8 protein-coding genes and 1 pseudogene are annotated in these 6,254 nt (G+C 62.7%); 4 read left to right on the top strand and 5 right to left on the bottom strand.

Going from position 1 to position 6,254, the window contains the following annotated elements; translation table 11 throughout:
* Nucleotides 1-14: 14 nt before the first annotated feature.
* Complete coding sequence (locus AC1DYU_RS22620) at nt 15-701, top strand: GntR family transcriptional regulator (protein ID WP_476793601.1); 687 nt, start codon at nt 15-17, stop codon at nt 699-701.
* Between the two features lie 70 nt (nt 702-771).
* On the opposite strand, the pseudogene AC1DYU_RS22625 reads toward AC1DYU_RS22620, so the two are convergent.
* The 4 genes and pseudogenes from AC1DYU_RS22625 to AC1DYU_RS22640 form a co-directional block, all read right to left on the bottom strand.
* A pseudogene (locus AC1DYU_RS22625) lies at nt 772-1,776 on the bottom strand (transposase); the annotation flags it as partial.
* A gap of 63 nt (nt 1,777-1,839) precedes the next feature.
* Complete coding sequence (locus tag AC1DYU_RS22630) at nt 1,840-2,427, bottom strand: RES family NAD+ phosphorylase (RefSeq protein WP_476793602.1); 588 nt, start codon at nt 2,425-2,427, stop codon at nt 1,840-1,842.
* Complete coding sequence (locus AC1DYU_RS22635) at nt 2,424-3,443, bottom strand: helix-turn-helix domain-containing protein (protein WP_476793603.1); 1,020 nt, start codon at nt 3,441-3,443, stop codon at nt 2,424-2,426. The genes AC1DYU_RS22630 and AC1DYU_RS22635 overlap by 4 nt, the downstream gene beginning before the upstream one ends.
* Nucleotides 3,437-3,838: a hypothetical protein gene (locus AC1DYU_RS22640; RefSeq protein ID WP_476793604.1), complete on the bottom strand. Its 402-nt coding sequence runs from the start codon at nt 3,836-3,838 to the stop codon at nt 3,437-3,439. The genes AC1DYU_RS22635 and AC1DYU_RS22640 overlap by 7 nt, the downstream gene beginning before the upstream one ends.
* A 108-nt stretch (nt 3,839-3,946) precedes the next feature.
* On the opposite strand from AC1DYU_RS22640, the gene AC1DYU_RS22645 reads away from it, so the two are divergent.
* The 3 genes from AC1DYU_RS22645 to AC1DYU_RS22655 all read left to right on the top strand — a co-directional run bounded on the left by AC1DYU_RS22645 (nt 3,947) and on the right by AC1DYU_RS22655 (nt 5,425).
* A complete protein-coding gene (locus tag AC1DYU_RS22645; protein ID WP_476793605.1) occupies nt 3,947-4,270 on the top strand; it encodes a DUF7696 family protein in 324 nt (107 codons plus the stop codon).
* A gap of 571 nt (nt 4,271-4,841) precedes the next feature.
* On the top strand, nt 4,842-5,189 hold the full coding sequence (locus AC1DYU_RS22650) for a hypothetical protein (RefSeq protein ID WP_476793606.1): 348 nt from the start codon (nt 4,842-4,844) through the stop codon (nt 5,187-5,189).
* Entirely contained in the window at nt 5,189-5,425 is a 237-nt protein-coding gene (locus AC1DYU_RS22655) for a hypothetical protein (RefSeq protein ID WP_476793607.1), read from the top strand. The genes AC1DYU_RS22650 and AC1DYU_RS22655 overlap by 1 nt, the downstream gene beginning before the upstream one ends.
* 603 nt (nt 5,426-6,028) lie before the next feature.
* Here AC1DYU_RS22655 and AC1DYU_RS22660 read toward each other — a convergent pair.
* The coding region (locus AC1DYU_RS22660) for a MucR family transcriptional regulator (protein ID WP_476793608.1) at nt 6,029-6,254 on the bottom strand (226 nt) is incomplete at its 5' end.

A 6,254-nucleotide genomic window follows, 5' to 3' on the forward strand; every position in this document is an offset into this window, starting at 1 on the left:
CGGAAAGTAAAGCCATGCAGGTAACTCCGGGCGCGAAGAAGAACCTCTCGGAGCAGCTCTATGCGCAGCTCCGCAGCGGGCTGATGGAGGGGCTGTTCTCGCCCGGGGAGCGACTGACCATCGCCGGCACCGCCGAAGCCTTCGGCACCTCGATCACGCCGGTGCGCGAGGCGATTTTCCGTCTCGTGAGCGAGCGGGCGCTGGAAATGCGGGCTGCCACCTCGATCTCCGTGCCCCAGCTCAGCCCGACCGACCTGCGCGAAATCCAGCGGATCCGCATCGAGCTGGAGGGGTCGGCCGTCGAGCGCGCCGCGGAGATCATCACCGATGAGGAACTGGAAGAGCTCACGGCGTTGCAGCGTGAATTCATCGCGGCTGCCGCACACGATCCTCGCCGCGCCAGCCTACTCAATAGGAACTTTCACTTCCGCCTGCTGCGGGTCGCCCGCCTGCCGATCCTCGAGGGGATCGTCGAGAACATGTGGGTCCTGATGGGACCGTTCCTGCGCCTCTTTCACGACCGCACGCCGCGCCGCCAGCTCAGCGAAGGCGAGCATCGCCATCACGAGGTGCTGGCGGCCTTGCGGCGGCGCGATCCCGCCGGCGCAAGACACGCCATGGCGGAAGACATTCGCTGGGGTGAGCACTTGATCGCGCAGCTCGAGGCCGACTCTGCTCCGAAGCGCCGAAGCGACACCTAGGAGCCTGTCCGAGTAATCGATTTCCGGGATTTTTGAGCCTGGCGGGCTGGGATCGTTGCAGCCATCTGGCTCAGGTCCTCGCCTTTGCGAGCTTGAGGAGGTTGTGTGCTGTACAGATCATGGCCCACTCGGCTCTGACCTGAACGAGGCCGCGTAGCAGGAACTGGCGAAAGCCTCTGGCCTGCTTGATCTGACCGAAGACAGGTTCGACCACCTGCTTTCTGAGGCGGTAGCGGCTGCGTCGCCCGGCCCGCTTGAGCGTTTGCGCCATGGCGCTCATCAGCGGCATCTTCGTGAGCTTGCGGCGCCCTGCGGCGTGCGCCTCGCCATGGCGGGCCCGGCCCGGCGGCAGATAGGCCTTGATCTTGCGCTCCATCAGGGCGGCAAGGTTGGTCTCGGTGGCAAAGCCCGCATCGCCCGAGGCCTCGCGCGGCTTGCGTCCAAGATGGGCGGAGACGTCGTCCACGAGCGGAACGAGTGCCCGGTAATCGGCCGAGGTGGTCACGAGCCGATGCGCCACGATGATCTGATGGGCCGCATCGACCGCGATCTGGCCGTTGTAGCCCTGGATGAATCCATCGCGCGTCGGCAGGATGCGGCTGTCGGGATCGGTGAAGTTCTTCTGCGCCCGGTCCGGCGGCCCGCCGTCCTCCCTCCGCAGGGGACGACCTTGCCAGCGCATGCCCGATGACGCGCCCGGCCCACTCTCGTCATCGGGATCGGGCGGATCGGCGGCTTCCGTTTCGAGCGCGGCCCTGGCGGCGCGGATCGCCTCGAGCCGGCTCTGTTTGTCGGCCATCCAGCCCGGCATCTCGTCCCCGCGCCGGTTCTCGCCGTGCTCACGATCCTCGGCCGTGTCGATCTCCTTCGCGCGGGCCAGCCAGTTCGCGACCTCGGCAGCGAGCGCCGGCTCGGTCGTCTTCATCCGGCCATAGCTCATCGCCTTGTGGCGCGAGGCGTTGGCCTTGAGCTTGGTCCCGTCGACCGCAACATGCCCGAACTGCACGAGGCCCGCGACCCGGCACAGGCGCAGCACCTGTACGAACAGATCCGACAGCGCCACGAGGTGGCGCTTGGCCAAGTGTCGTGGCGATAGATTAGCGCGTGAATGCTCTTGCCATGCCGATGCCCCTAGGTGCTATGGGGCTGTGCCGTAGCCGATGTCATATTTGTCCATGAGATCCCAGAACCAATCCTGCCGAACGTCGAGTTCGCGGCGCGCCTCAGCTACTTTCGGCTGGGCCCGTTCGAAGATGGCGTAGCAGAGCTCCTCGTCATCGTGACGAGCATTGTAGGCGATACCGTCTGCTGCAAGTGGAAGGTCATGGAGCCGGCGCGACCATTGCTGCGGGATGTCGTATGGCTCGCCGGCATGCGTGACCGCGGCAGTCGCGGCGAGCCGGGCCAAGCCTGGACCGGCTAGCTTGATGAACGTGAGTTCGCTCAGGACCTCGAGCTCGACATAGCCCTTCTTGGCAATGAAGCCCTCGTCGAGCATGCGCAGCTGCTTTCGAAGAAAGGTCTCTACGAACGCTCCGTCTGGCCGCGCGGCGGCGTAGAGGACGCCGAATTTGCCCTCGCAGTCATTGAGCCGGCCGGCATCGGACCGGTCGAAATAGATCGGTTCGTATGCTGCGGTGTAAAATCGATGGATGCGCGTCGCCGCCGCGACCTGAATAAGGATCGGCTTGCGAGTTTCCAGATCTCCAGGCGGCAGTGGGCTCACGCACCTTGCTCGCCGTATCGATGTGCGGCGGCAACGGCAGCCTCGATGCGACCTTCGCGGAGCACCTCAATCGGCTTGCGGCCATTGAGGTAGTCATCGGGCGTCACGATGAAGTTGAGAACGGTCCAGGCGTTCTTCGTCGGGAGCGCCTCCTGAAGTTCCTTCAGCCCGCGCACGACAGTGCCATCGCCAGTGAACTGGAACGTGGGATAGCACCGCATATTATGAGGACCTGGAACCGCGACCAGAGTGCCCTCTTTGACACGCTTCGCGATCGCCTGCTTGCTGATTTTCAGCAGGTCGATAACTTCGTCGAGCGCGTAGGCGCCCCCGGCGTGTCGCAGTGTGTCTTCGGCGATCCGTGCAAACCTTAGGATCGCGCGCGCCCGACCGTCCGGCTTGTATGCGTCCTCACTGGGCTTGGCCGATGGGGCCGCCGCGGCAGAGGAAGACGTTAATTCAGACAAGTCGGCAGCAGCGTCGATCGCATAACGTCGCATGCCGCGTCGTCGCGTTCCCTTGAGAAGAGCTGCATTGCCGTATCGAAGGTATCGCGTGACCGATCCTTTCGGGTCGGCGGCGACGACAAAGCGCTCTTTGGAAGGCACTCCCGTTAGCTTCTTGGCAATAGTGCTGGCAGTGGCCTCGACAAATTCGATAGGGCCCACTTTGATGACGGTCCCCGTATCGAACGATCCCGAAAACGTCTTCTGTGAAGCCGGTGAGTCCAGCTGGTTGGCCGCCCAGATTGCGGCCTGGATGCGGTTCCGCACTTGAAGCTTGCGCACAATGTGCTTGATATGAACCTTCACCGTAACTTCGGCGATTGCGAGGCTGCGGGCAATCTCCTTGTTGGACTGCCCTCGCTTGAGGCATTGCAGGATTCGCTTTTCGCGAACCGAGAGCCCGCTCGTTGCCGTGTGAGCCTGAAGGGTCGTTTTTTGGGTGGACTGGGCCTGAGGGATCTTCTTGTCGGCCCGATCACCGCTGAGGCCAGTGCTTCGGCTACCTACCATTCCGCTTCTCTCCTAGGATACACATGGAGGATGCGGTCAACACTGTCAACCAAGACAACCTGAATCGCCAGCGAGGGACCGGCACCCCGCACAGGGCGGAAACGGCTTGCCGGCACCGTGAGCGAATAGGGCATCGCTGCACCATCACGCTTCGTCCTCCGGCCGCGCGCCTTCCGAAAAGAGGCCTCTCGCAGGAAGCCGCGCGAGCACGACCGATCGGCGTCGAAGGTCAGCCTCTCTCTTTCCGCCAGCAGGAACAGATAGCTGCGCGCCAGCGCCCGTAGCGCCGCCCGCTCGAAGCCTTCGTGCTCTTCCAACAGATCTCCGATCAATGCCGTGATCTCGGCATCGAGCGATGTGTCATCGACGTGCTGATCGGCCGGCTGCGCTGACATGACTGCGTTCCCAATGATAAGAACATAATGAGAACATATGCCGGGATCGAGTCAACCCGTTGCGGGAATGGCCTGTGAGAGATTCAGGGGAAAGCGCGGGTATTCGTCTTGAGTCAAATCGCCTCCCGCGATTGGCTGCCGGCAGATTCGGAGATCGTGTTTATGCCCGCCCGCCGCGCCGACCAGCCTTCAGCGTTCTCTCATCTCGCTGGCCGCGAAGTGTCGATCTCTTCGGAGGAGTGGAAGCACGAGTGCGAGATTGCGGCGATCACGGCCATGCCGATCGCGAAGCGGAACGCCTTTCTCGATGGGGTGGCCGGCTCTTCCGATCGAGAGGAGCGCGGGGTCAAGGGCGTTCGTGGCGAGGCCGCCGTCGCGGCATTGCGCGCCGAGGTTGAACGCTATGCGGAGATCCTGCGGCGTCTGTCCTGATGTAAGGACGGAGTTTGGCTTTCCATTGCCGGAACCAACCGGCCCCCCACATGTTGACTGCCCGGCGTCGGCAACGGCGCCTGCCTGCTCTCCGGTTGGATGCGTGCCGCGGATGGACCGGTCGCACCCGCGGGAGAGCCGAAGGAATTCCCGGCAGCCCCGGATCCGTGAAGTTGCCTGGTGTCAGAGGTCCGTGGCAGCGAGACGGGTTTATGGTTTGGAGCGTCTATGTCCGACGTCACGTCGTTTAGCACCGGAATCTGCGGGAGCTGTTCGAAGCGCTGCGTTCGGCGGCCGGCGATGCTGTTATGGCACTGGATGCGCAAGAGGGCGGCCTAGGATCGAAGGCGTTCGCGGTGGCCAACAGCCGTGTGCTGACGCTTGCCCGTGAAATTGCGGCTGTTCAGGACGGTGAGCAAAAGTAGCGGCAGGCCCCACTGCGCGCTCATCAGCAACTGGCTTATTCGTGCCGCTGAACATTTTGCTGGTGCCGACGAGCGGGCAACGACACCCACTCGGTCAGCCGGAAGCTCAACGGCGTTAGCTTTCAACAGCAAAGGAGGTTCTGCAGATGCCGTTCGTGACGTTGTCTGATCCTGTTGAGGTAGCCCGTGCCAGTGCTGCGTTTGAGCTTGCCTGGAAGAGGGTCAAGGCGAGCAGAGGCCTTGCGGTCTGGGGCGAGACGGCCGCCAAAGAGCGGCTTGAGCTGATCGTCGAAAGCATGCTCAATTTGCTGACAACGAACACGATCTGGCCCGCCGAGCTGCCCAGCGGTTTCGAAAGGTTGTTGGAAGTCCGCCGAGCTGGCCATGAAACCGGCCGATGTCGTAAAACCGTCCGAAAAATATCGCAGGAGTCGCCCCCCAAAGAATGCCGCAGGGTAACATGCGAGAAGCCGCAAACTTGTCGGGCAGCTTAATGGACACTCCGGCCGGGCACATTGAACAGGCGCGGATTATCCGCATCGCGCGTGCCATGTGCCGTTCGCGTCGCCTGAACCCTGATAGCCCGATTGATCTTTCCATTCCCGAACGGGTCGGGCTAGAGCCATATCTCCAAGGGGTTAACTGCTTGGAGACGCCGACGTGGCTGCTCTTTGTCGATGAAGCGAAGCGCTTCCTGGCATCGAATGCCAGTGCGGCGTCGAACCTGTAATTGCGGAGTCGCCAGAGAAAATTGGAGCTTCGAGTGGCAGATAGCCCGTTTCAGATCCGCCTTACGCTCCAGCGCTTGGTTCACAGCGCCGGTTCATCCGACGAGCTGTATCAGTCGGTAAGGGCCGTCCATCCCAACGCTAAGAAGAAGGACATCATCCTCGGCGCGCTCGGCGTTATGATAGATCAGTGTGAGGCCCAAGGGTTGGCGGCGGAAAAACTGCACGCCTTTGCGTCGTCGCATTGCACGACCGCCTCCGGATGGGCATAGAGAAGTGCCGGGACCGCGGCGTCCAGGCGATCTTCCACGAGTACTAAAGGCGGGCGATGCATGGCGAGCAGCTTGGCCGAGAATGAGGGCAGCATCTCATGGCTTCAGTTGATCGCAGCGCTCTAGCCAAAAAGCCGCGCCGCGCTAAGCGACGCTCTCGTGCAGTGCGAATAGAACACCGTGCTCATCACGCCCTGCTGCATGGTTCAGAGAGCGCATTGGCGGTGTGCCGTCCAACCCGTCCGATCGGATTCGCGGATCGAATTGGATGAAATGACACAAGGGCCCGGCCGCAGAGCGCAATGCGATCGCGGCAAGGCAGCATAGGGCCCGTTAGGCTGACGCCTTGGCCTTCGTCACACGCTTCGCTCTGGTTGGCTTAACCGGCTCGGGGGCCGGGACTGGGGCCGCCGCTGGCTTGCGCCCAAGCCCAATCGATTTTGCCAATACTGACCGCGCCTCGGCATAGCTGGGAGCGACCATCGGGTAGTCGGCTGGCAAGCCCCATTTTACGCGGTACTCCTGCGGCGTCAGCCCATATTTATTCCCGATATGACGC

Source organism: Allobosea sp. P2_B12 (assembly GCF_056404835.1).